Below are 23,715 nucleotides of genomic sequence, written 5' to 3'. Positions count from 1 at the left end.
GCTTCCCGGCCTTGCCCATGCGCAGTTGCCGAGTGCCGGACAATCGATGCGCGACATCGAGACCATCCGCCCGGCGCTGCCTGCCGCCACGCAGCCCGAGATCGAACTCCCGAAACAGGACGCCGCCGCAGCCCCCGCCGACGATGCCGGCCCGCGCGTCGCGGTTCACGCATTCGACCTCGAAGGCAACCAGGTTTTCGACACGACGCAACTGCAGGCGCTGCTCGCCGATCTGGTCGGCCGCGACCTGAGTTTCGGCGACCTGCAACAAGCCGCCGGCCGGATCACCGCCTATTACCGCGAGCGCGGCTACGTGCTCGCGCGTGCCTACCTGCCGAAACAGGACATCGAAAACGGCGTCGTGCGCATCGCCGTCGTCGAAGGCCGGTATGGGCAGATCGAGCTGCACAACCGCTCGCGCGTAATCGACGGCGTACTGCGGCAGCCGCTCGGCGCGCTGCGCGCCGGCGACGTCGTGCGTGGCGCGGATCTCGAACGGAGCCTGACGCTGCTCGACGAGCTGCCCGGCGTCGCGGCGAAGGGCACGCTGCGCGCGGGCGCCGAGCCCGGCACCACCGATCTGCTGATCGACGCGGAGCGCGGCCCGCTGGCGACGGGTTCGGTCGAACTGGACAACTACGGCGATCCGCTCACCGGCCGCTATCGCGCGACGGGCAGCATCAACGTCAATTCGCCGCTGCGTCTCGGCGATCAACTCACGCTGCGCGGCCTGACCAGCAATACGAGTCAGCACTATTACCGCGCTTCCTATCAGGTGCCTGTCGGCCCGATGTCGACACGGATCGGCGTCGCTTATTCGGAGATGACCTACCGGCTCGGCAAGGAATTCGAGGAGCTCGACTATCACGGCCGCGCGACCGTGCAGAGCGCGTTCGTCACGCAGCCGTTGCTGCGCGGCCGGCGCGGCAGCCTCAGCGCGCAGGTCCTCTATGAAAACAAGAACCTCCACGACAACTACGACGCGTTCGAAATCCGCAGTGACAAGAACGTCGGCTTGTGGTCGTTCATCCTCAGCGGCAACAGCGAGGACGAATGGCTGGGCGGCGGTCGCAACGGATTTTCCGTCGTGCTCGGCGTCGGCCGCCTGCGCGGCAATGATCCGCTCAAAGCAAACCAGTACGCGAATACGCGCGGCAGCTTCACCAAGCTGAATCTCAGCGCGATGCGCCTGCAGGCGCTGGGCAGCCGCTTTCAGCTCTTTACGCAGTTCAGCGCGCAGCTTGCGTCGCGCAATCTCGATTCGTCCGAGAAGTTCAGTCTCGGCGGCCCATACGGCGTGCGCGCGTATGCGCTCGGCGCGGGCAGCGGCGACCAGGGCTGGCAGGCAAGCACGGAGCTGCGCTATCTCGCCGCGCCGGGCTGGCAGGTCAGCACGTTCGTCGATACGGGCCGCATGCAGATCAACAAGCAACCGTGGGTGCGCGACATCAATACGCTGCAGTTGTCGGCGGCGGGGCTCGGCGTGAGCTGGTATGGCGCGAACCGGCAAGTCAGCCTGACCGCGGCATTGCCGTTGGGCAATGCGGAAAACGTGTCGACGGTCACGCGTTCGCCGAGCGTCTGGTTGCAGGCCGCGCAGTATTTCTGAGCGGCCGGCAGGACTGCCCGGGATCGAGCCTCACCAAGGCCGGGCAGCGTGAGATGACAGCGTTTCTTGATAAGGTATACGAATCATTTCACGAAGTTGATGAAACTCAACCATGAGGAAACCGGAATCATGAACAAGACCTATGCATTGGTGTGGAACCCGACCCAGCGCTGCTGGGCCGCAGTTGGGGAAACCGCGCGACGGCGCGGCAAGTCGAGCGGCCGCAGGCAGCTCGCCGCCGCCGTCTCGCTGCTCGGCTTCGCCGCGCTGCCCGCCTTCGCGCTGCCCAGCGGCGAGACGATCATGTCCGGCAAGGCCGACATCGCGCGTGCGCCCGACGGCAAGTCGATGAACATCGACCAGCACTCCGACAAGCTCATCACCAACTGGCAGGACTTCAGCGTCGCCGGCGGCGAGCGCGTCGCGTTCAACCAGCCTACCAGCCAGTCGCTCGCGCTCAACCGCGTGATCGGCAACAAGGGGAGCCAGATCGACGGACAGATCAGCGCCAACGGCCGCGTGTTCCTCGTCAACCCCAACGGCGTGATGTTCGGCTCCGGCGCGCAGGTCAACGTCGGTGGGCTCGTCGCTTCCACCCAGAACATTTCCGACGACAACTTCCTCGCCGGTAACTACCGCTTCTCCGGTAACTCCACTCAATCGATCGTCAACGACGGCACGATTACCGCCGCCGACGGCGGCAGCGTCGCGCTGCTCGGCGCGCGTGTGTCGAACCACGGCGTGATCCAGGCGAAGATGGGCCGCGTCGTGCTCGGCGCGGGCAACGCATTCAACGTCAACTTCGACGGCAACGGGCTGCTGAGCGTGCAGGTCGATGGTGGCGCGGTCGATGCGCAAGCGAACAACGGCGGCTTGCTGCAGGCCGACGGCGGCGAGGTGCTGATGACCGCGCGTGCGGCCGGCAATCTGCTCGATGCGGTGGTCAACAACACCGGCAAGATCGAGGCGCGCGGCCTCAGCTCGCGTAGCGGCAAGATCACGCTCGACGGCGGCACCGTGAAGGTCGCCGGCACGCTCGACGCGAGCGCCGCCGAAGCCGGCGCACCGGCCGGCTCGGTCACGACGCGCGGCGAGCGCGTGGACGTCGCGAACGACACGGTCGTCGATACGCGTGCCGGCAACACCGCCGGCACGTGGACCATCGAAGCGGCTAATGCCGGCGTGAACGTCGCTGGCCGGTCGATCAGCGCGGACACACTGTCGCGCAACCTCGGCACGACCAATGTCGAACTTGCCAACACGCAGGGCGACCTGACCGTCGGCGGCCCCGTCGCGTGGAACAGCGACAACGCACTCACGCTCACGTCGAAGAAGGGCAACGTCGACCTGCAGCAAACGCTGTCGGCCACCGGCTCGAACGCGCGCCTGTTCGTCAACGCCGCGAACCAGATCCGCGTGAACGACGCGGTGAAGCTCACCGGCCGCAACGCGCACCTCGAGCTGAACGCGAAGAACGGCCACACACTCACGACCGACAAGGCCGTGGTGACGCTGTCGGGCGACAACGCTTCGTTCCGCTCGAACGGCGAAGACTACAAGGTGCTGCATACGCTCGCCGACCTGCGCAACGTCGACCAGAACCTGAACGGCCGCTACGTGCTCGGCAACGCGATCGACGGCAATGACGCCCGCTTCCGCAGCATCGGTGGCCGCAAGTCGTTCAACGGCGTATTTGACGGCCTCGGCAACACGATCGGCCGGCTGTCGATCTACAACACGATGTCGAACGTCGGCTTGTTCGCGACCAACACCGGACGGATCTCCAACCTCGCCCTGCAGCGCATCAAGGCGACGGCCGCCCATGCGAACGACGTGGTCGGCGCGCTGACCGGCTTCAACGCCGGCACCGTGTCGAACGTCGCGGCGCGGGATGTGACCGTCGAGTCGTTCGACGGCGGCGCGGCGGGCGGGCTGGTCGGCTACAACGCCGGCGCCATCGCCGCCTCGAGCGCGGCCGGCATGGTCAAGGCCGGCGATATGAGCACGGCGGGCGGCCTCGCGGGCTACAACATCGGCAGGATCGAATCGTCGCGTGCCGACGGCGAAGTGGTGACGGGCGAATACGGCACGACGGGCGGTCTGGTCGGCCGGAATTTCGGAACGATCTCGGCGTCTCGCGCAGGCAGCAACGTGACGGGCGGCGACAGGAGCACGGTCGGCGGCCTCGTCGGGGAAAACAACGGCAAGCTCGACCGCGCGCTCGCGACGGGCAACGTGCGGGCCGGTTCATACAGTTTCGCGGGCGGTCTCGTCGGCAGCAACAGGCGGTCGGGAAATATCGATGCATCCGTTGCTCGCGGCAACGTGCAGGCTGGCTTCCAGTCGTCGGTCGGCGGCCTCTCGGGCTCCAACTGGGGCGGCATTGGCGGGTCGTCCGCCGAGGGCACGGTCACCGCGGGCGACGAAAGCTCGGCGGGCGGTCTGGTCGGCACCAATGGCGTGGGCGTCATCGACTCGTCGTCCGCTTCCGGTGACGTGCGCGTCGGCCGGAACAGCGCGGCAGGCGGACTCGCGGGCACCAACTGGGGCGGCATCAACGGGTCCCGCGCGTCCGGCAAGGTGACTGCCGGCGCCGTGGGCCATGCGGGCGGCCTCGTCGGCGACAACATGGGGAGCATCCGGCGCTCGCAGGCATCCGGCGACGTATCGGCCGGGAACCATGCAGACGCCGGCGGCCTCGTCGGCAACAACGCCGGGATCGTCATCGAATCCTCCGCGCAAGGCAACGTGCGCGCCGGCTCCCAAGCGAATGCCGGGGGGTTGGTGGGCGCCAGCCAGGGGCACGTCACGCAATCGGATGCGTCGGGCAACGTCGTGGCAGACTCGCGCAGCCGGGTCGGCGGCCTCGTCGGCACCGTGAGCGGCACCGTCTCCGCCTCCACGGCCACGGGCTCCGCTTACGGCGGCTACGCCAGTTATGTAGGCGGCCTCGTCGGCGTGAACTGGGGCACCGTCAAGATGTCCGCGTCGAGCGGGATGGTGTTCGGCGACCGGCTCGCGACACTCGGCGGGCTCGTCGGCGTGAACCACGGCTACGTCGGTCAATCGTCGACCAGCAGCTATGTGATGTTCACGGGTAACGCCGGCCAGACCTACGGCGCGCTCGCAGGCATCAACGAAGGCCAGTTGGTCGACAACACCGCTGACCCGCGCGATCCGCGGGTGCCGCTCGTCGGTTCCACACTCGCGTCGGTCCAGCACTGAGCGATCACAGGCGCGGAAACCATCACCGCACATTCGGGTGAACGGCCTTCCGTGCTCCGTCACCGGCCGATGGGACCTTGACCTTTCCCATCGGCCTGCGCGGACAGTCCCTTCTGTCCGCGTGACACGGGCCGGCACTGCCGCCCTTACTGCATGCATTCTTAAGGTATGCAAATCACTTTTTGCAAGTGAATCAACTCAACCACGAGGCAACCAGAATCATGAACAAGACCTACGCACTGGTGTGGAACCAGACGCAGCGCTGCTGGGCCGCAGTTGGGGAAACCGCGCGACGGCGCGGCAAGTCGAGCGGCCGCAGGCAGCTCGCCGCCGCCGCCGTCTCGCTGCTCGGCTTCGCCGCCCTGCCCGCCTTCGCGCTGCCGTCCGGCGAGACGATCATGTCCGGCAAGGCCGACATCGCGCGCTCGAACGACGGCAAGTCGATGAGCATCAACCAGCACTCCGACAAGCTCATCACCAACTGGCAGGACTTCAGCGTCGCCGGCGGCGAGCGCGTCGCGTTCAATCAGCCCACCAGCCAGTCGCTCGCGCTCAACCGCGTGATCGGCAACAAAGGCAGCCAGATCGACGGACAGATCAGCGCCAACGGCCGCGTGTTCCTCGTCAACCCCAACGGCGTGATGTTCGGCTCCGGCGCGCAGATCAACGTCGGTGGGCTCGTCGCTTCCACCCAGAACATTTCCGACGAAAACTTCCTCGCCGGTAACTATCGCTTCTCCGGCAACTCGACCCAGTCGATCGTCAACGACGGCACGATCACCGCCGCCGACGGCGGCAGCGTCGCGCTGCTCGGCGCACGCGTGTCGAACAACGGCGTGATTCAGGCGAAGATGGGCCGCGTCGCACTCGGCGCGGGCAACGCATTCACCGTCAACTTCGACGGCAACGGACTGCTGAGCGTGCAGGTCGACGGCGGCGCGGTGGGCGCGCAAGCGATCAACGGCGGCTTGCTGAAGGCCGACGGCGGCGAAGTGCTGATGACCGCGCGCGCGGCGGGCAACCTGCTCGATTCGGTGGTTAACAACACCGGCAAGGTCGAAGCACGCGGCCTGAACGCACACGGCGGCAAGATCACGCTCGACGGCGGCACCGTGAAGGTCGCCGGCAAACTCGATGCAAGCGCGGCCGAAGCCGGCGCGCCGGCCGGCTCGGTCACGACGCGCGGCGAGCGCGTGGACGTCGCGAACGACACGGTAGTGGATACGCGTGCCGGCAACACCGCCGGCAAGTGGACCATCGAAGCGGCCAACGCCGGCGTGAACGGCACGCAGTCGATCAATGCATACACGCTGTCGCGCAACCTCGGCACGACCAACATCGAACTCGCCAACACACAGGGCGACCTGACGGTCGGCGGCCCCGTCGCGTGGAACAGCGACAACGCGCTCACGCTCACGTCGAAGAAGGGCAACGTCGATCTGCAGCAGGTGCTGTCGGCCACCGGCACGAACGCGCGCCTGCTCGTCAATGCCGCGAACCAGATCCGCGTGAACGACGCGGTGAAGCTCACCGGCCGCAACGCACATCTCGAGCTGAACGCGAAGAACGGCGCTACGTTCACGAACGACAAGGCCGTGGTGACGCTGTCGGGCAACAACGCATCGTTCAGCTCGAACGGCGAAGACTACACGGTGCTGCATACGCTCGCCGACCTGCGCAACGTCGACCAGAACCTGAACGGCCGCTACGTGCTCGGCAACGCGATCGACGGCTATAACGCCAGCTTCCGCAGCATCGGCAGCGACCGATCGTTCTTCGGCGTGTTCAACGGCCTCGGCAACAAGATCAGCCGCTTGAACCTCACCAACCCCGGCCAGAACGTCGTCGGGCTCTTCGCGGTCAACCACGGCGAGATCGCCAATCTCGTGTTGCAAAACATCCAGACGTCCGGAACGGCTGACCGGTATGGCTCACCGATGTCGATCGGCACCCTGGCCGGCTACAACTTCGGCGCGATCCGGAACGTAACCGCCAAGGACGTGACCGTCAGCGCCAGGGGCCGCACGTTCATCGGCGGTCTCGTCGGCAGCAACCTCAGCGGCTCGATCGAGCGCGCGAGCGTGAGCGGGCGCGTCGAAGGCGATCGCGACACGCTGACAATCGGCGGCCTCGTCGGCGATAACATCACGGCGACCTGGCCGAAGCTTCCGACAGCCCGGATCAGCGACAGCCGCGCCGAGGTTCGCGTCGTGACGGGCGGCGGCGTCGCCGGCGGCCTCGTCGGCTTCAACCGCGGCGCGATCGAGCGTTCGTCGAGCGCGGGCAGCGTCGTCGCGACCAGCGGGAACGCGAAGGTGGGCGGCCTTGTCGGGGTGAGCGACGGCAGCAGCGTCATTACCGAATCCAGCTCGTCCGTCACCGTGACGGCCGGCCAGAACGCCGTCGCGGGCGGGCTGGTCGGCGAGAACGCGGGCACCATCGCGCATTCGCGCGCGACGGGCTCGGTGACTGCCGGCAACCAGAGCATCGCGGGCGGCCTCGTCGGCACGAACGGCGGGAACATCGACGACTCCCACGCGTACGGCAACGTCGTCGCCGAAACGTCCGGCACGGCTGGCGGCTTCGCCGGCTCGAACACCGGCCGCATCGCGCGGTCGGACGCGAGCGGTAGCGTCAAGGCGGGGCCGTCGAGCCGGGCGGGAGGTTTTGCCGCCGTCAACGAAGGCGTGATCGACCGTGCAACCGCGACCGGCGCCGTGCTGGCCGGGGCGAACAGCGTGGCAGGCGGCCTCGTCGGGCAAAACACCGGCAAGGTCGTCAACGCAAAGGCGCGCGGCGACGTGACGGTGGCGGGCAAGGCAACGATCGGCGGCCTCGCCGGCGCCAACGAAGGCGTCATCGACGCATCGACGGCGGAAGGCTTGGTGACGGCCGGCAACGAAAGCACGGCCGGCGGCCTCGTGGGCTTCAACACGGGTGTCGTCAAGCAGTCGAGCGCAACCGGCTACGTGTTGGCCGGTCACTCCAGCAACGTCGGTGGCCTGATCGGCCGTAGCGTCGGGAAGGTCGTAGGGTCGGAAGCGCGCGGCAACGTGAAGGCCGGCAATCTCTCCGACGCAGGCGGCCTGATCGGTGCGAACGACAGCGGCAGCATTTCCGGGTCGTACGCATATGGCGATGTGGAAGCCGGCGTGGACAGCTGGGTCGGCGGTCTGATCGGCCACCTCCGCGGCACCGTCGATGCATCCCATGCCACCGGTTCGGCCAAGGGTGGGGATTCGAGCCGAGTCGGCGGCCTCATCGGCCGCAATGACGGCACGGTCAAAGACTCATCCTCGACCGGCACCGTTTCCGGCGGACGCCAAGCGCACTTGGGTGGCCTGGTTGGCGGCAACTTCGGTTACGTCAACAAGTCGTCGACGAGTAGTCCGGTCGCATTCACGAACGGCTATAACCAGCAGTACGGTGCGCTCGCGGGCGTCAACTTCCGCATGTTGGTCGGTAACAAAGCAAGCGGGAACGCCGCCGGGCTGCCGCTCGTGGGCTTCAACGCCGGCACCGTGAAGGACTAAGCAGGAACGTTCGTGGAGGCAGGCATCGTCGGCCCGGATGACATGCGTGCCTCCACGATGCAACGCGGATGGTTCGTGAGAACCATCCGCGTCAGATGAACGGCGATTTCAGCGATTGCCGTTACAGGTCGGTTGACCCGGAATGGTCACGACACCCCCCTGCAACGGCAGCGGCACGCCCGGGTAGACATTGAAGTCACCCAGTTCACGACCGTCGATCTTCGCGCCCTTCACCGTGTAGCGCACGTTCCCGGTGGCCGCCACGCGGGCCCCCTGCGCGTCGCAAGTCACCGAGATGCTGTCGCGTTCGCTTGCCGGCAACTGACGGACAAGCCCGCTGAATGCGAGGTTGACCACGACGTTGCCCGCCGCTTGCTTCCGGCTCTCGCCCAAGACCTTGACCACCGGTTTGACCTCGAGCCGATACACGGTTTCCGTCTCGACCGCACGCACCGGTTTTACCGTGATGGACTTGCTTTGCCCGGGCGCGAGGCTGACCCGGAACGGAAATGCGTACAGCGTTGGTTGCGCAGCGTCGCCGACCGGTTCCAGTTTCTCTTCCTCCAGCGGCACGCCGGGATTGAGCAAACGCGCGAGCGAGATGGACACGTATTCCGCGCGATCGCCGTTGTTGATGATCCGAACGGAAACGGGTTTGTTGTGGACCTTGAGTTCCTTCGGTATCAGGTCGATCGCGCCGAAGGCCGATGCGGAACAGGAGAGCGCGGCCAACAGCGTGATGGCCGACGGGTAGAGGGTGGATAGCTTCATGACATCGTGTCTCTGGTGGGGGGTGACGCAAACATCGGCTCCCGGCACCGACGACTCGGGATTCGTTGTTCCGTACTCTAACTGACAGGAATCGGCATCGGGGTGCGGCCGTCACGGTCGATGGCTGACAGACGCGTGCCGGAACCGACAGCGTGTCATACCCGACCGAATCGTCTCGTGGCGCCGACCGGCTCCGGATTCTGGAATCCCGTGCTCTGTCCGACCACGAGCGGCTTGGGCGCGCCGTCCTCAGACTTGCCAGTTAAGGTCACGTTGGCCCCGGCTGGCGCGATAGCTGGAAGCGACAGCATGGCGACCAGCAGGCAGGCGATGCGATGCTTCTTCATCAGTTGCTCCGAGAAATCCCGCCATTGATGGCGGGAAGGAAAGGAGCGCCGTTGACAAACGGCATTCCAACGTTAGAGTGGCCGGTATGATCCTTGTCTATCGCTACCGGGTGAAATCGCTTAACGGACTGCTTAACAAGCAGAGCCGTGCGGTGAACTACGTCTGGAACTTCTGCAATGACACGCAGAAGCACGCGCTCAAGTGGCGCAAGAAGTGGCCGACAGGATTCGACCTGAACGTACTGACGACCGGCAGTAGCAAGGAACTCGGCATCCACTCTGGCACAGTCAACGCAACGTGTGAGCAATATGCGAAGTCCCGCAGCCAGCACCGACGCCCTTACCTGCGCTATCGCGGCAGAAGATCGCTTGGTTGGGTGCCGCTGAAAGGCAGGGACTTGAAGCGCGAAGGCGACGCGTTTCGCTTTGCCGGCAATACCTTTCGCGTGTTTAACAGCCGGCCGCTCCCCGAGGGCAAGATCAAGGACGGAACCAACTTTGCGCAGGACGTGCGTGGTAACTGGTTCCTGAACATCGCGATCGAAATACCCGGTGTTCAGGCTCGTCCGATCCGTTCCGGTGTCGGTATCGATCTTGGCCTGAAAGACTTCGCCACACTTTCGACTGGCGAGAAGCTGCCCAATGACCGATTCGGCCGACTGGCGGCCGAGAAGCTGGCGAAAGCCCAGCGGGCGCGAAAACACAAGCGGCATATCGCGAAACTGCATGCCAAGGTGGCGAATGCCCGCGCCGATTTCCAGCACAAGCTCGCGCTCTGTCTGGTGCGACGTTTTGACTACATCGCTGTCGGCAACGTATCGGCCGTGAAACTTGCCAAGACCAGGATGGCGAAAAGCGTCTACGACGTATCCTGGTCGTCCTTCCGAAACAAGCTCTGCTACAAAGCGATGGCGCACGGGGTCACGTTCGAGGAAGTTGACGAAAGCGGTTCTACCCAGTCCTGTTCGTCGTGCGGGTCGAAAGACAGCACGACGCGGCCGAAAGGTATCGCGGGATTGCGAGTAAGAGAATGGGCCTGCAGTGAATGTGGTGTCGTGCATGATCGCGATATCAACGCTGCGTTGAACATTCTCCGATGCGGACGTGCATCGCCAGCTGTGGGAATCCACCGCCTTTAGGCGGTGGAGGACGTCAAGTGCACTCCTAGGATTTCGTGACGACCGTGAAGGTCAATACGTCACTGTAATCGCCCGGCGTCAACCGCTTGTCGACCGTCGTCCGGAACGTCGGAACGAAGCAGGTCTTGCCCGAGCTGTCGAGCGTGAGCGCGGCATTGCCGACGTTCGGCAAATTCAGCAGACGGGCTCCGCTGTCCAGCTTGATGTCATAGGGCACCTCCTGCGTGGGATCGTCGAGGTTCCGGAGCCGGTAACGGTTGTTGAGCTGACCATTCGCGTTGCTGGCATTGATGATGAAGTTCTTGCCGCTCACGCCCGCGCCTGAATAGCTGAAACAAAGCTGGTCCGCACTGTTGGAGAACACTTTCTCGCCGTTTCCTGCCGGCAGTTCCCCCAGATTCCAGTCGGGTGCGGTGACGTTGATCGCAATTTCCGGTGCGGGGGGGACGACCGGGTCGACCACGTTGCACGACCCGTGGGCGCCGTCACGACTGATATAAGCGCCGCCGGTAATTTCCCCGACGTCGTCGCCGTTCGTGAAATTTCCGGCCCGCAGGGATACCGCAGGCCAATCTTTAACACTACTATCTTGAATGATAATATCAAATCTGGCAGTAAATGGTTGCTCAATCCCCCATTGAGGCCTTATTGTGCCACCCTCACCCACAGCGACTCCGTGATACATCACATAACCTGACGCATCGGAATACTGGCTTCCATAATAAACATCGTTCAACCACATGGCTTGGGCGGCACCTCCACTCGGGTTCACCTGCCCTTTTGCGTTGTACGTGTACACCAAAAGACCTCGGGACTTCCATATATACCCCCCCATGGCAAATCCCTCCCTATAATTGACGGTCACGCGAAGGCGGCTAGTGCCATCGCCCCTGCTTTCCCATGAACATGCGCTGTAGTTGTCGACGACTTTTCCGAGTTGAAGAACGTAAGCAGATGCCTTGCCAGCAAAAATGAGCAACGACAACATCAAAATGATCTTCTCGATTCTCTTTTTCCACTTCCCTTTAAAACCATAACTGACCATTGTCTTTACCCTCCGAACCATGCGCTCCTATTCCCACGCGGCCCTTCAATTACTGTCGATCAGGCAACTTAATTAATTTAGTTGCATATGCATCATTCGCGGTCCAAGCAGTTATCGTGAATACGCTAGCCTTTCTACCACGTCACGGTCTTGTTCGACCCGCCAGCCGATCAATCACGACGCTGTAACCCATGCCGACGAACAACGAAGCGGGCCTGCCCCACACATCGCTGGCCCCGACTGCAATGCGCTCCGTGGGCCTGAAAGACAGACCGTCACGGCGCCTTCACCACCGGCTCGAACGTCATCGACAACGTGCCGCTATACGTCCCCACCGTGCTCTTGAAGTCGCCTTCCGGCGGATAGGCGGCAACCGACAGCGTGTAAAAACCGACCGAATCTTCGGTCGATACTACCGGCGCCGGATTCTGGAATCCCGTGCTCTGTCCGACCACCAGCGGCTTGGGCGCGCCGTCCTCCGCGCCGAGGCTGACGGCCGGTTGCCGGAACACTTGCGCGGCATTCGACTGATTCCGAATCACCAGCGGCTCGTCAAGGCGCACCTGGAAGTCGCGGCTGGTCGACAGCACGCGCAGCCGCGCCTTCACCTCATAGGGCGTGTCCCAACCGCCGAGCTGCTGCATTTCCAGCCCCTGGTCAAACCATCCGCCCTTGTCGTCCGTCACGTCGAACTGGAACATCTTGACGACCGTGGCCGTCACCTTGCTCGTCACCTTGCCGGTTAGGTTAACCTCGGCCGGCGCGATAGCCGGAAGCGACAGCATGGCGACCAGCAGGCAAGCGATGCGATGCTTCTTCATGAAGACTCCTAGGATCTCGTGATGACCTTGAAGGTCAATACGTCGCTGTAATTACCTGGCTTCAACATCTTGTTGACCGTCGTCCGGAACGTCGGAACGAAGCAGGTTTTGCCCGAGCTGTCGAGTGTGAGATCGACGTTGCCGATATTCGGCAGATTCAACAGACGGGCTCCGCTGTCGAGCTTGATGTCATAGGGCACCTCCTGCGTGGGATCGTCGACGCTCCGGAGCCGGTAACGGTTATTGACCTGGCCATTGACGTTGCTGGCATTGATGATGAAGTTCTTGCCGCTCACGGCCGCGCCTGAATAGCTGAAACAAAGCTGGTCCGCACTGTTGGAGAACACTTTCTCTCCGTTTCGCGCCGGCAATTCCCCGAGATTCCAGTCGGGTGCGGTGACGTTGATCGCAATTTCCGGTGTAGGCGGAACGATCGGGTCGATCACTTTGCAGGACCCGTTGACGCCGTCGCGACTGATATAGACGCCGCCCTTAACTTCTTCCACGTCTCCGGCGAAAGTGCTATTAAATGTCAAATTGCTGTTCATTGTTCCATTCGCCCCGCCCGCTGATAAATCACGACCCCATAACCCACGCTGATGAACAACGGTGCGGGCCTGCCCTCCGCATCGCTGGCCTCGACTGCGATTCGCTCCTTGGGCCGGAATGTCACTCGCCAGACCTGTGCCTGCTGCGGGGTCTCCAGCACCTTCAACGTCATCCGGGTTTTCTGCCCCGGCGACACCGTCATGCGGCGCGGCATCACCAGCAGACCGGGGTGCGGCACCTCGGTAACGGGGACGAGTTGCTCGGGCATCTGCCCCGGATTCGCGACGAGCTGCTGCGTCACATCGAGATACAACGGCGTGTCACCCTTGTTCTCGACCCACAGCTCGCCCGGCGGCTTGTCCGGCGCGAGTGTCATTTCGGTGCGCGACAGCTTCAGGACGCCTGCCGCCAGACTGCTCGTGCAGCACACGGCCGTCAGCAGGCCGAGCGCAACGCGAAGCCCGAGTGTCATTGCGAGCACTCCAGCGTTTTCTTCTGGTCATTCACGTTCAGCGTCATCCGCTTCGTCGCGAAATGCTGCGGCGCGCCGGGGAACACGGCAATGGTTTGCGGCTGCTTCGCGCCGTCATACATCACCTCCGACAGCACCGCGCGCACGTTGCCGGTGCTTTCCAGCGTGATCCCGCCGTTCTCGCAGCGATGCGCCCAGCCGGCGCGCAGCTTGCCCGGCGGCGGCAGGTGCCGCACCAGCACGCCGTAGCCGATCGCCACCGACATCGGCGCGGTGATCTTGTCTTGCGGCGCGTCGTCCACCTTCAGCGACTTGACGGGCACGATGTACAACCGGTACAGCTCTTCCTGGCCCGGCTCCATCAGCGACTTCAGCACGATCTGCCGGGTCTGGCTCGGCCCCAGCGTCAACTTGTCCGGGCTCGCGATCAGGCCGGGATTGTCGAGCTGGCCGATATCGACTTTCTTCTCGGGCGTCATGCCCGGATTCATCACCTTCTGCAGCCCGATGTTCAGGTAAAGCGGCGCATCGCCCATGTTCTTCACCGTCACTTTCTGCTCATGGGTGCTGTACACGCGGGTGGAGGCCGGCATCACCATGAGTTCGCCCTCGGCCTGGACCGGCTGAGCCGTTGCGCCCAGCAGCGCCATCAGGACCGGTAGTGCGATTCGCAGTTTGAAGTTCATGTCGTTTCTCCGTAGATTCATTCGAGGTTTTGCGGCGCGCAGCGGAAGTCGTTGCCGCTGGCATCCTTCAGGCTGCACGTGTACCGGTGCCCGCTCCCGTCGACCGTGACCGTGACCGTCGACAGCATCTTCTTGCTGACGATCGAGAACAGGCCGTTGCGGTGGACCGTTTCGCCGGTTTCGACGACCGTCCCGCTGATCGGCTTTCCTTCGGCATCCTTGAAGAAACCGCTGTAGATCATATTGATGTCGACCTTGGCCTTGGCCGCATACACCTGTCCGGGGTGCGCGCGAACGATGTTCGCCGGCACCTCGATGTTCATGTCCAGCTTGTCGCTGTTGCTCAGCACGCGCGCGAACGTCACGTCGTTGTACGCGTTGACCGGCACCGCATAGGTGCTGTTGCCGCCCACCGGGTTGCCTTCGACGTTGAAGCCGTACTTCATGCCTTCGATCTTCGGCGTGGTCAACAGCATCGCGGCGCCGCTGCTGCTGTAGCGGCCGAACGCCATGCCGTCCTTGCTGGCCGCGAACATCCCGCGATAGTTGAAGTCCACGTTGCTCGCGTTGCCGTTGTAGCCGAGGTTCAACGACGTGTCGCCACGCGTGCCGGAGCGGCTACCGTAGACGTTCACGCCGTAGTCCGTATTGATGCGGTTGCCGGTGATGCCGAGCGTCGTGGTGCCGAAGCTGTCCTGGAAATCCTTGCGGTAATCGCCGCTCAGTTGCGTCTGCCCACCCGAGCGCGCGGCACTGAAACTCGCCTGGGTCTTTTCGAGCTGCATGGTCATGTTGAAATACACGCCATAGTCGCCGCTGGTCTGATTGAAGCTGCCTTTCTGGACCCCCAGCGCGAACGTCGCCCACAGGCCGTTCGGACGATAGTTCCAGCGCACCTCGGCCTGGTGCGTTTCACCGAAACCCGAGCGCTGGTAGTTGTAGCCGACGGTCGCCTTGCGCAGGTTGCGGCTGTACGACAAGCTCGTGCTCGATGTGCCGCGATAGAACCGCGACACGTCGTTGTTCAGGTAGCGGCTCGCCGAAAGGCTGCCGAGCGCCTCGCTCGCCGCCGAAATGCTGACGTAGCCGCCAGCCTTGCGCTCGCCCGCCAGCACGCCGAGCGTCGGCGTGATGTCCACATCGCCGAGCTTCATGGGGCGCGTCACGTTGACTTCGGCCGCCCAGTCCCCGCCGCGCCCGACGAGCGTCGACGCGTTCAGGTAGAACTGGCGGAAGTTTCGGCTCACCGCGGCCTCCATCAGGAAGCCGCCCTGCTCGCTCATCTCCTTGCCGACGGTGAAGTGCCATGCGTTGCCGCCGCCCGCGCCGAAGTTGACGTTGTTGACTTCGCGGATTTCCTGCGTGACCACATTGCCGTTGCGATCGACCAGGCGCACCTGCACCGAGTAGTAGCCGCCCGGCAGATCCGCGAAACTGATTTCGTTGCGACCGAGGATCGCCGGCCGCTTCAGGATCAGGCGACCGTTGCGGTAGAACTCGTAGTTGCCTTCCGCGGTGGCGTACAGCACCAGCGAGCCCGCATTGCGATCGACCTGCAGGTTGTTCTGGCTGCCGAACGTCACGAACTGGTCGAAACTCGGCGACAGCAGCGTGCTGACCGAGCCCGACGCATAGTCGATGCTGTTCTGCTTGCCGGCCCGCACATAGGTGCCGGTGAAGTTCTTTTGCAGGTAGTACGACGACAGCCCGTGCGAGCTGCTGCTCGTGCCGCGCGATTCGGTGCGGTTCGCATACCAGCTCAGGTAGCCGAAGCTGCGCGACGGCAGGCCGATCCACGTGTTGCCGTTCACGTTGGCGGCGCGATAGCCGTCCGACGACGCACGGAAGTCCACGGACTGGTTGTTGACGAGGCCGAAGCCGGTCGGCGGCGCGATGTAATCGTCGCGCGAGTCGCGAATCGAGATCGAGCGCTTCAGCTTGTCGACGGTAACGTAATAGCCGTCGACTTCCACGTCGCAGCCCTTGCTGCAGCGCTTGTAGTCGACCTTCGAGATGATGCCGCGGATGGTATCGACATCCTCCGGCGAAATGCCGTTCGCCGCATATTTGGCCGCGTCGAATTCGAGCGACGCGTCCGATGACGAATAACTGATGAACCCGGGAAGGGTCTTTCCATTGAAAGTGGCAACGTAGTTCGCGCTGTCGTCCATTTCGGCCGCACTGAACCCTTCGGGTACCCCGTACGATACCTTGACCTCTGCGAATGAGTGCGACGAAACAAAAAGGAACGCACCCAGCCACAGCTTGTTAAATTGGAAAGGGGCTTGATAGGCGAACACGCTGGTTTCTTTTCAAATGGATTGGGATTTAGATCGACAGGTGAGATCTCTTGACTGACGTGATACAGACGGCGAAGCCCCGAGCTGGGCGGGGCTTCGCCAGGAGGCAGGGTGTGTGTTACTTGGTTTCTTCGGTGTCGCCGCCGCCCGACGCCGCGACCGGCTCGAACAGCATGACCAGATCGCCGCTGTAGCTGCCGTTGGTGCTCACTTCGCCGACCTGAGCCGGTGCATCGACGGCGATCTTCAGATCGTGGATTTCGTCGAAGCCGCCGTTACCCGAGGTCACTTGCGTGATTTTCTGGGCCGTGCCGAACGTGACGTCCTTGTCGCCAGCCTGGCTCGACAGCGAAACCTTGACGTTCTGCATTTCGTACTTGCCGCTCGACATCTTCAGCGGCTGCGCCAGCGAAATGTTGAAGTCGGCGTTCTTCGTCCACACGCGGACCGGCAGGTTCGCGTTGAACTTCTTCTGCGTGTAGTCTTCGGCCTGCAGTTCTTCCGTGCTGTACCAGGTCGAGCCGTCCGGCTTCGACACGAAGATGCCGTCGTTGATCTGCGCGGTGAGCGTGATCTTCTTGGAAACCTGGTTGTCCGTCTTCGGTGCTGCGTGTGCCACGCCAACCAGAACGCCAGTCATGCCCAGTGCCAGAACGAGTTTGCTGAGTTTCATCGAATGATCTCTATTTAAAAGTGAGGTTCGGAAATCGAATTACGATGAATTAATCGGAATTCGCCGCGTGGAAGATCAATTCCACTGGCGCTATTTTCGATTAATCAAACCAGATCAGGAATAGGACGAGTTTTAAAAATCAGGCCGATAACATTCGTACAGGTACGAAAAATATTTCCCGCCTTTTTAAACCGTTGAATGTCAAATGAACCTAACAATCGTCGACCAGTGTTCCGTCTCAGAAATAACTTTGCATAGCCGAGCCACCTTCTGAAGGATGGAATCGGCGGTTGCCGTCCAGACGAATGGACGTTTGTGCTGGTTGTACTGCTCGACATAGCGCTCGATGCTGGCGATCAATTGGCGCACATTTCTGAACGAGCCACGCCGGATAGCCTGCTGCGTGATCAGGCCGAACCAGCGCTCCACCTGATTGAGCCATCTCGAATACGTCGGCGTGAAGTGCATGTGATAGCGCGGACGCTTCGCCAGCCATGTCTTGACCTTCGGGTGCTTGTGCGTTGCGTAGTTATCGACGATCAGATGCACGTCAAGATCATCCGGAACCGCCTGGTCAATGTGATTCAGAAACGCCAGGAACTCCTGATGTCGGTGACGCGACTTGCATTGCGCGATGACGTCGCCCGTTGCCGCATTGAGCGCAGCAAACAAGGTTGTCGTGCCATGCCGAATATAGTCGTGCGTAACACCTTCGAGATAGCCCAGCCCCATCGGCAACACCGGCTGCGTACGCTCCAGCGCCTGGCACTGGCTCTTTTCGTCGACACACAGCACCAAGGCGTTGGTCGGCGGGCTCAGATACAGCCCGACAATATTGCGCACCTTCTCGACAAAGTACGGATCAGTAGAAAGCTTGAAGCTCTTCGAGCGATGAGGCTGCACACCGAACAGCGACAGATACCGGGCCACCGAGCTCTTCGAAATACCCGTTTGAGCAGCAGCAGAACGCACGCTCCAGTGCGTTGCCCCGTCCGGCTTCTCATGACGACGGCAAATGCCGGCCCGCGCCGATGGCGGCCATCGGGATCCGCTCACCGTCCGGATCCCGACTCGCTGCACGCCATATGAGAAATTGATTTAAATATTCGCCGAATTTTCATTATTTTACATTCCTCCCATATAAATTCGTACAATTCAACAATAAAAATATCTACTTTTAGTACTCGTCCTATAAAAAAATCCCCCGCAATCATCGACAATATCTCTCGTGGGAACAGCCCCCCACAAATCCGACTCCGCCCTCAAGCGGAATATCGTTTTTAAAAAATCATTCCGACAGAGATCAATCGATGAAAATCAAACGACTCATTCTTGCTTCCGCGGCCTTGTTTGCCGTGGCTGCCACTGCCCATGCGGCCGACGGCACGATCACGATCAACGGCTCCATCGTCGCGTCGACCTGCAAGATCAACGGCGGCTCGGGTAACGTCACCGTACCGCTGCCGAGCCTGCGCAGCACGGCGCTGTCGTCCGTCGGCGCAGTCGGCGGCCGGACCCCCTTCACGCTGTCGCTTACCGACTGCACGACGAGTGATGGCTCGCCGATGAAGGTCGGCGCCTACTTCGAGCCGGGTTCGAGCGTCGATCTGGCGAGCGGTCGACTCAACGCTGACACCGGCGCCGACGCGGCTACCGGCGTCCAGATCAATTTGCTGAACGACCAGCAACAGCAGATCAAGGTCGGCTCCGCCGGTAACCAGAATTCGCAGCTCGTCGATATCGGCACTGACGGCAAGGCGACGCTGAACTATTTCGCCGAGTACTACGCAAGCGACGCCGTCACGGCCGGCGCGGTGAATTCACGTGTCCAGTACTCGCTGACCTACCAGTAACGCAATCCGGAGGGCCAGCGGTACGGAGGCCCTCCTTCTTCGCGGCGCGGCCACTTTCGAGTCGGCACGCTCTTTTCGTCCGTTCTTTCCAGAGGCCTCCATTCGATCAGCCATGAAGATGCTCAATACCATTCGCATGCTCGCGCTATTCCTGTCGATCTTCGCCGCCCAGGCGCATGCCAGCGTCGTCATTTCAGGCACGCGCGTGGTCTTCCCGGCGAATGAGCGCGAAGTCACCGTCAAACTCACCAATGACGGCGCGACGCCCGTGCTGGTTCAAGCATGGCTGGACAATGGTGATGCGAGCGCATCCCCCGAAAAGATCGACGTGCCCTTCACGCTGACGCCATCGATGTTCCGGATGGAGCCTGGCAAGGGGCAATCGCTGCGCGTCATCTATACGAACGAACCGCTGCCCGCCGACAAGGAAACCTTGTTCTGGCTGAACGTTCTCGAAATTCCGCCGAAAGCGGCAAGTGATGACCGAAACAAGATTCAGTTTTCCATCCGCACGCGCATCAAGCTCATGTTCCGTCCCGACGGCTTGCCTGGACGAGCGGAGGAAGCGCCGGCACAAGTTCGTTGGGAAATCGTGCGCGACGGTGGCGACTATTCACTGAGGGCGACCAATCCGACGCCGTACTTCGTGAATCTGGGCAATATCGAACTCAAGTCGAACGGGAAGAAGTACGAAGCCCGAATCGGTTTCGTGCCACCCGGAAACACCGAGAAATTCAAGATCGAAGGCCTGCACTCGGCGCCCGCGCTCGACGCAAAGGTCAAGTTCTCCAGCATCAACGACTGGGGCGGAACCAACGACCAGGAACAGCCCGTCGCAGTAAAGGACTAACCCCCGCCAGACGAACCGGCCGAGCGGACCGGCTCCAGAAGGACACGCCGAATTATTGGGCGACACGCGGCGCAAATAGAGACTCGCGCCGTCGCCTGCTTCCGAACGTCGAATCCGTTTCCGCTTGTGTCACGAGCTTGCCATCCGGCCGACTCGCACTGTCAACCATTTCGGTATCCATATCAATTTGAGAAAGCTCCGCATGGTTTTTCACAATCAATCAGATGCCTCGGGTACGACACCGCGCCTCAAGCCACTGAGCGCGTTTGTACTGTCGAGTCTCGCGTCATGGCAAGGCATCGTTCATGCGGAGGCCACTACCGCGACGCAGGTCGCACAAGCGCAATTCGCGCAGGTCGAGTTTGACAACGGGTTTCTCGACAATGGCAAATCGAGCCGCGTGGATCTGTCGCGCTTCGAGCGCGGCAATATCGTCAACCCTGGCGTCTATAACGTCGATCTCTACGTTGGCGACGCCTGGATCGGGCGTCTGGACGTCCCGTTCAACGCAGCACCCGGTACCCGCGACGCTCAACCTTGCTTCGACGAGTCGCTGTTGCGCCGGATCGGGCTGGACCTCGGCAAGCTCGCGCCTGAACTGACCAAGCAGATCACGCTGGAAAAAGCGTGCTTCCGGATCGGTCAGCTCGTACCGGAAGCAAGCGCGGGCTTCGATTTTTCCGAGCAGCGACTGACGCTGAGCATTCCGCAGGCGTCGATGAAACGCGCGGCGCGCGGCTATGTCAGCCCGGACCAGTGGACGTCCGGCGTCACAGCCGGAATGCTGGGTTACAACGCGAATCTGTACACGTCGAAAGTTCAGGGCGGCAATGCAGACACGAATGCGTACGTCGGCCTGAATGCGGGCTTCAACGCGGGAAACTGGCATTTTCGTCATAACGGCTCATACACGTGGGATTCGAAAAAGGGCAGCCGTTACCAGAACATCTCGACTTATGTCGCGCGGGACATCCCTTCGCTGTCGTCGCAACTCGTGATCGGCGAAACCCACACGACGGGCGAACTGTTCGATTCGACGCAGTTTCGCGGTGTGCGCCTCTCCACGGACGACCGGATGCTGCCGGAATCGCTGCGAGGCTACGCGCCCGTCGTACGCGGCGTCGCGAACAGCAATGCAAAGGTGTCGATCCGGCAGAACGGCGTGCTGATTCACGAGACCACCGTATCGCCCGGTGCATTCGAGATCGACGATCTTTACCCGACCGGATATGGCGGCGATCTGATGGTGTCGGTCACGGAAGCCGACGGGTCCGTGCACACGTTCTCGATCCCCTATGCGGCAGTGCCGTTGTCGTTGCGCCCCGGCCTCAATCGCTACAGCTTTGTGGCCGGTACCGTGCGCAACCAGCAGAGCTCCAGCAATCCGCTGTTCACGCAGGCGACATGGCAGCGCGGCCTGACGAACATGGTGACGGGCTACGGCGGCGTCACCATCGCCGAAGGATATGGCGCCGTCATGCTGGGCGCGGCGCTCAATACTGCGCTGGGCGCGGTCGGCGTCGACGTCACTCAAGCGGCGACCGTCATCCCCGGCTCAAAGCGCTTCACCGGCTCGAGCATGCGGATCAGCTATTCGAAATCGCTTGAGCAGACAGGCACCAATCTGGCGCTCGCAGCGTACCGCTACTCGACGAGCGGCTACTTCGGACTGAACGACGCGATGCTCGCGCGCGAAACCGCGCGTGAGCGAGGCACGATCGACCTCGTCTGGCGCCAGCGAAATCGTGCGTCGCTGACGCTCAACCAGAATCTCGGCGAGCGGCGCGGTCAATTGAACGTGACGGCGTCGGCGTCCGACTACTGGAATCGCTCCGGTTCCGATGTCAGTTATTCGGTCGGCTATAACAACGCGTTCCGGAATATCTCGTACAGCGTTCAAGCGACGCGCCAGCGCACTTTTGGCGGCCAGGCGAGCACGCTCTACTACGCAAGCGTGACGATTCCGCTCGGCAAGACGAATTCATGGGTCGTGTCCGGCAACGTGACGCACGACACGAACGGCCAAACGCAGGTTCAGTCATCGCTTTACGGTTCGACGGGCGTCGACAACAACCTGTCGTACAGCCTGACCGCGAATCATTCGAGTGGCTCGGGAAGCACGAGTGCCGACGGCAGCGCGAGCGTCACGTATCGCGGCTCACGGGCGGAAGTCAACGCGAGCGCCGGTGCGGGCACCGATTATCAGCAAGGATCCATCGGCATTCGCGGCGCGCTCGTGGCCCACCCCGGAGGGCTGACCCTCTCGCAGCCCGTGTCCGACACCTTCGGCATCGTCGAGGCGCCGGGCGCCACGGACGCGCGCGTCACGAATGCATCGGGTGTGCGGGTCGACGGACGCGGCTATGCGATCGTGCCCTTCCTGACGCCCTACAGCCTGAATCGGATCGATCTCGATCCGAAGGGACTGTCGACCGACGTCGAGTTGCTGGAGACCAGTCAGCAGATCGCGCCGCGGGCAGGCGCGATTCCGCTGCTCAAATTCGGCACGGTCACCGGGCGCTCGGCCGTGATCCAGGCGCGTCTCGCCGATGGCACGCCGTTGCCCTTCGGTGCGGCGGTCGTCGACGAGACCGGGAAAGATCTGGGCGTCGTTGCGCAAGCGAGCAAGATCTTCGCCCGTGGGCTCCAGGAGCAGGGCGAGCTCACCGTCAAGTGGGGTGAAGACGCTCGGTCGACTTGCCGAATCCGTTACGACCTGCCGGTTCGAAAGGGTCGAGGCAAGTCCGCCGGGTTCGAGCAGATAACGGGGATGTGCGTACCAACCGCATCGATGGCAAACAAGTAATGGTGCGGCAGCGCTATAAACAGACGGGTAATAAAATGACCAGATTGTTGAAACTGTTATTTTTATGTTTCGTTTTTTCCAATCAAGCATACGCGAGTGTGTCGTGCGTGGATGCCAGCACCGGACTGTACACGGCCGACTACCAAACGACACGCCAAACCATTCCGCAGGGCAAGGAGTTTATGGATGTACTATGGGAATCCAACCAAATTACTCGCACACTCAATTGCAGCAACACAAACAATAAAGCCGAACCGATATATTTTTATGAAATTGGCAATGGCAACTCCTCTATCAATGTGCTGTCCGCATTAAGATTTAATGGAAAACTCTACCATGGAGCTAGTCAAACCATTCCGACCGGATATACGATGAGCGCAAATTCTCAAATGACAATTACGCTAACCTATTCATTGGCTCTTGTGCGGTCTTCGTCCACGCCTATCAGTGGGCATGGATATGGTCCGAATAGGGAAAACTATCTTCAGATCGGGGGTGAAGCCGTATCCATAAAATCGTTCCGCCAGACCTTATCGGGAGCATTCACCGTTCGCACGTCGACTTGCTCGCAGAACACGGGCAATCTGAGCCGAGTGGTGACCTTGCCCGAGATGCGGAGCTCGCAGCTCTCGTCCGCCGGCCAAACCGCCGGCCGGACACCTTTCACGCTGAGTCTCACGCATTGCGCAACAGGAGGCGCGGGTTTCGTGATTTTCGAAATGACCGGGTCGCCGGATGCTAACCGGCCAATTGCTTTTGCCAATACTGGGACGGCCACCGGCGTGGCGATCAATATCGGTTCGACGTCCGATGGGGAATTGATCGGCGCAAACGGCACCAATAATGTTCGAGGTTCACTCCTCGAAAACGAGCAGGCGTCGCTGAATCTGTTTGCGGAATATGTCGCCACCGGCGCCGCGGTGAAGGCGGGCACCGTGAACAGCAGAGCGCAGGTGAATTTCACCTACCACTAAACTGCCAGGCTGATTCAGGATTTCGAAACGCGATCGCGATATCAGGCAAGTGCGAATCCGGT

The 23,715-nt window shown here is 62.1% G+C and carries 17 protein-coding genes and 1 pseudogene; 8 read left to right on the top strand and 10 right to left on the bottom strand.

The genetic code is table 11. From position 1 onward, the window contains the following. Positions 1-46: 46 nt before the first annotated feature. From G3N94_RS12260 to G3N94_RS12250, 3 genes are all read left to right on the top strand, one after another. Complete coding sequence (locus G3N94_RS12260) at positions 47-1,609, top strand: ShlB/FhaC/HecB family hemolysin secretion/activation protein (RefSeq protein ID WP_205792657.1); 1,563 nt, start codon at positions 47-49, stop codon at positions 1,607-1,609. A gap of 129 nt (positions 1,610-1,738) precedes the next feature. Further along, positions 1,739-4,834 carry a filamentous hemagglutinin N-terminal domain-containing protein gene (locus G3N94_RS12255; RefSeq protein ID WP_205792649.1) on the top strand — a complete coding sequence of 1,032 codons (3,096 nt, stop codon included), beginning with the start codon at positions 1,739-1,741 and terminating at the stop codon, positions 4,832-4,834. 221 nt (positions 4,835-5,055) lie between these two features. Next, positions 5,056-8,367 carry a GLUG motif-containing protein gene (locus G3N94_RS12250; RefSeq protein WP_205792648.1) on the top strand — a complete coding sequence of 1,104 codons (3,312 nt, stop codon included), beginning with the start codon at positions 5,056-5,058 and terminating at the stop codon, positions 8,365-8,367. A 108-nt stretch (positions 8,368-8,475) separates the two neighbouring features. Here the strand turns inward: G3N94_RS12250 and G3N94_RS12245 are convergent, their stop codons facing one another. Together G3N94_RS12245 and G3N94_RS12240 are read right to left on the bottom strand one after the other, a co-directional pair. Continuing rightward, positions 8,476-9,138, bottom strand: a complete 663-nt coding sequence (locus G3N94_RS12245; RefSeq protein WP_205792647.1) for a hypothetical protein — start codon at positions 9,136-9,138, stop codon at positions 8,476-8,478. A 155-nt stretch (positions 9,139-9,293) separates the two neighbouring features. Next, the gene (locus tag G3N94_RS12240; RefSeq protein WP_205792646.1) at positions 9,294-9,485 is read right to left on the bottom strand and encodes a hypothetical protein; all 192 of its coding nucleotides are present in this window, start codon (positions 9,483-9,485) and stop codon (positions 9,294-9,296) included. Positions 9,486-9,571: 86 nt separating this feature from the next. Here G3N94_RS12240 and G3N94_RS12235 point away from each other — a divergent pair, with 86 nt between their 5' ends. After that, a complete protein-coding gene (locus tag G3N94_RS12235; protein WP_205792645.1) occupies positions 9,572-10,624 on the top strand; it encodes an RNA-guided endonuclease TnpB family protein in 1,053 nt (350 codons plus the stop codon). Positions 10,625-10,649: 25 nt separating this feature from the next. Here the strand turns inward: G3N94_RS12235 and G3N94_RS12230 are convergent, their stop codons facing one another. The 8 genes and pseudogenes from G3N94_RS12230 to G3N94_RS12195 form a co-directional block, all read right to left on the bottom strand. Further along, the gene (locus G3N94_RS12230; RefSeq protein WP_205792644.1) at positions 10,650-11,669 is read right to left on the bottom strand and encodes a hypothetical protein; all 1,020 of its coding nucleotides are present in this window, start codon (positions 11,667-11,669) and stop codon (positions 10,650-10,652) included. A 275-nt stretch (positions 11,670-11,944) separates the two neighbouring features. After that, entirely contained in the window at positions 11,945-12,490 is a 546-nt protein-coding gene (locus tag G3N94_RS12225) for a hypothetical protein (protein WP_205792643.1), read from the bottom strand. Between the two features lie 8 nt (positions 12,491-12,498). Next, positions 12,499-13,038 (bottom strand): hypothetical protein, encoded by a 540-nt coding sequence (locus tag G3N94_RS12220; RefSeq protein ID WP_205792642.1) that lies wholly within the window; start codon positions 13,036-13,038, stop codon positions 12,499-12,501. Continuing rightward, on the bottom strand, positions 13,035-13,511 hold the full coding sequence (locus G3N94_RS12215) for a hypothetical protein (RefSeq protein ID WP_205792641.1): 477 nt from the start codon (positions 13,509-13,511) through the stop codon (positions 13,035-13,037). Before G3N94_RS12215 ends, G3N94_RS12220 begins: the two co-directional genes overlap by 4 nt. After that, on the bottom strand, positions 13,508-14,197 hold the full coding sequence (locus tag G3N94_RS12210) for a pilus assembly protein (protein WP_205792640.1): 690 nt from the start codon (positions 14,195-14,197) through the stop codon (positions 13,508-13,510). The genes G3N94_RS12215 and G3N94_RS12210 overlap by 4 nt, the downstream gene beginning before the upstream one ends. Before the next feature lie 17 nt (positions 14,198-14,214). Beyond that, on the bottom strand, positions 14,215-16,368 hold the full coding sequence (locus G3N94_RS12205; protein ID WP_205792639.1) for a TcfC E-set like domain-containing protein: 2,154 nt from the start codon (positions 16,366-16,368) through the stop codon (positions 14,215-14,217). Between the two features lie 247 nt (positions 16,369-16,615). Next, positions 16,616-17,170 (bottom strand): CS1 type fimbrial major subunit, encoded by a 555-nt coding sequence (locus tag G3N94_RS12200; protein ID WP_205792638.1) that lies wholly within the window; start codon positions 17,168-17,170, stop codon positions 16,616-16,618. Positions 17,171-17,371: 201 nt separating this feature from the next. After that, positions 17,372-18,175: pseudogene (locus tag G3N94_RS12195) on the bottom strand (IS630 family transposase); the annotation flags it as partial. A gap of 305 nt (positions 18,176-18,480) precedes the next feature. Between G3N94_RS12195 and G3N94_RS12190 the strand changes: the two are divergent. From G3N94_RS12190 to G3N94_RS43185, 4 genes are all read left to right on the top strand, one after another. Beyond that, complete coding sequence (locus G3N94_RS12190; RefSeq protein ID WP_205792637.1) at positions 18,481-19,023, top strand: fimbrial protein; 543 nt, start codon at positions 18,481-18,483, stop codon at positions 19,021-19,023. Positions 19,024-19,135: 112 nt separating this feature from the next. Continuing rightward, complete coding sequence (locus G3N94_RS12185) at positions 19,136-19,873, top strand: fimbria/pilus periplasmic chaperone (RefSeq protein WP_205792636.1); 738 nt, start codon at positions 19,136-19,138, stop codon at positions 19,871-19,873. A gap of 202 nt (positions 19,874-20,075) precedes the next feature. Continuing rightward, positions 20,076-22,679, top strand: a complete 2,604-nt coding sequence (locus G3N94_RS12180; RefSeq protein ID WP_205792635.1) for a fimbria/pilus outer membrane usher protein — start codon at positions 20,076-20,078, stop codon at positions 22,677-22,679. Continuing rightward, entirely contained in the window at positions 22,646-23,653 is a 1,008-nt protein-coding gene (locus G3N94_RS43185; RefSeq protein ID WP_205792634.1) for a fimbrial protein, read from the top strand. The genes G3N94_RS12180 and G3N94_RS43185 overlap by 34 nt, the downstream gene beginning before the upstream one ends. Positions 23,654-23,715: the final 62 nt, after the last annotated feature.

It is taken from the genome of Burkholderia sp. Ac-20353, assembly GCF_017104785.1.
In the GTDB taxonomy this organism is placed as follows: Bacteria; Pseudomonadota; Gammaproteobacteria; order Burkholderiales; family Burkholderiaceae; genus Burkholderia.
The sequence above is the reverse complement of the archived record's forward strand: the minus strand, read 5'-3'. Positions and strand labels throughout refer to the sequence as shown.

Coding starts and splice junctions, on each gene's coding strand:
- G3N94_RS12260 (WP_205792657.1), top strand. CDS start 47: ATGCGCGACATCGAGACCATCCGCCCGGCGCTGCCTGCCGCCACGCAG.
- G3N94_RS12255 (WP_205792649.1), top strand. CDS start 1,739: ATGAACAAGACCTATGCATTGGTGTGGAACCCGACCCAGCGCTGCTGG.
- G3N94_RS12250 (WP_205792648.1), top strand. CDS start 5,056: ATGAACAAGACCTACGCACTGGTGTGGAACCAGACGCAGCGCTGCTGG.
- G3N94_RS12245 (WP_205792647.1), bottom strand. CDS start 9,138: ATGAAGCTATCCACCCTCTACCCGTCGGCCATCACGCTGTTGGCCGCG.
- G3N94_RS12240 (WP_205792646.1), bottom strand. CDS start 9,485: ATGAAGAAGCATCGCATCGCCTGCCTGCTGGTCGCCATGCTGTCGCTT.
- G3N94_RS12235 (WP_205792645.1), top strand. CDS start 9,572: ATGATCCTTGTCTATCGCTACCGGGTGAAATCGCTTAACGGACTGCTT.
- G3N94_RS12230 (WP_205792644.1), bottom strand. CDS start 11,669: ATGGTCAGTTATGGTTTTAAAGGGAAGTGGAAAAAGAGAATCGAGAAG.
- G3N94_RS12225 (WP_205792643.1), bottom strand. CDS start 12,490: ATGAAGAAGCATCGCATCGCTTGCCTGCTGGTCGCCATGCTGTCGCTT.
- G3N94_RS12220 (WP_205792642.1), bottom strand. CDS start 13,038: ATGAACAGCAATTTGACATTTAATAGCACTTTCGCCGGAGACGTGGAA.
- G3N94_RS12215 (WP_205792641.1), bottom strand. CDS start 13,511: ATGACACTCGGGCTTCGCGTTGCGCTCGGCCTGCTGACGGCCGTGTGC.
- G3N94_RS12210 (WP_205792640.1), bottom strand. CDS start 14,197: ATGAACTTCAAACTGCGAATCGCACTACCGGTCCTGATGGCGCTGCTG.
- G3N94_RS12205 (WP_205792639.1), bottom strand. CDS start 16,368: ATGGACGACAGCGCGAACTACGTTGCCACTTTCAATGGAAAGACCCTT.
- G3N94_RS12200 (WP_205792638.1), bottom strand. CDS start 17,170: ATGAAACTCAGCAAACTCGTTCTGGCACTGGGCATGACTGGCGTTCTG.
- G3N94_RS12190 (WP_205792637.1), top strand. CDS start 18,481: ATGAAAATCAAACGACTCATTCTTGCTTCCGCGGCCTTGTTTGCCGTG.
- G3N94_RS12185 (WP_205792636.1), top strand. CDS start 19,136: ATGAAGATGCTCAATACCATTCGCATGCTCGCGCTATTCCTGTCGATC.
- G3N94_RS12180 (WP_205792635.1), top strand. CDS start 20,076: ATGGTTTTTCACAATCAATCAGATGCCTCGGGTACGACACCGCGCCTC.